We start from the raw sequence: 455 nt of genomic DNA on the forward strand, positions 1-455 counted from the left end.
GTATGGGACGGTAAAGATTGGATAGATGAAAATGGTATAAARCATGTATCATATGGAATTAATTCTATAAAAAAATGTCCAAGACGAGTTGGAATAGTATCTCAAGGATTAATTACAGCAAACTCTCCAGTTACAGATAAACTATTAGAAGTAGACTATGAATGTATTATTGTAGATGAATGTCATCGAGCTAAACGTAAAAATCTTGGGCAAAATAAAAAACATGAAAAAGCAAATCCTAATAATCTTATGAAATTCTTACTTCAAATATCAAAGAAAACTAAAAGTATGTTATTAGCAACRGCAACTCCAGTACAATTACATCCTATTGAGGCATATGACCTTATGAATATATTATCTCAAAAAAATGATAGTGTTTTAGGTAGCATATTTAGTAAATGGAGAACAGATCAAAATAAGGGTTTAGATTTAGTAATGGGAAAAGAATCAACTAA

Annotated in this window: 1 protein-coding gene; it reads left to right on the forward strand. The window is 28.9% G+C overall.

Features of this window, described 5'->3' with window-relative positions; translation table 11 throughout:
* A partial coding sequence (locus G3997_RS04780; RefSeq protein WP_330616240.1) for a hypothetical protein occupies positions 1-455 on the forward strand: 455 nt, incomplete at both ends.

Source organism: Romboutsia sp. 13368 (assembly GCF_018336475.1).
In the GTDB taxonomy this organism is placed as follows: domain Bacteria; phylum Bacillota; class Clostridia; order Peptostreptococcales; family Peptostreptococcaceae; genus Romboutsia.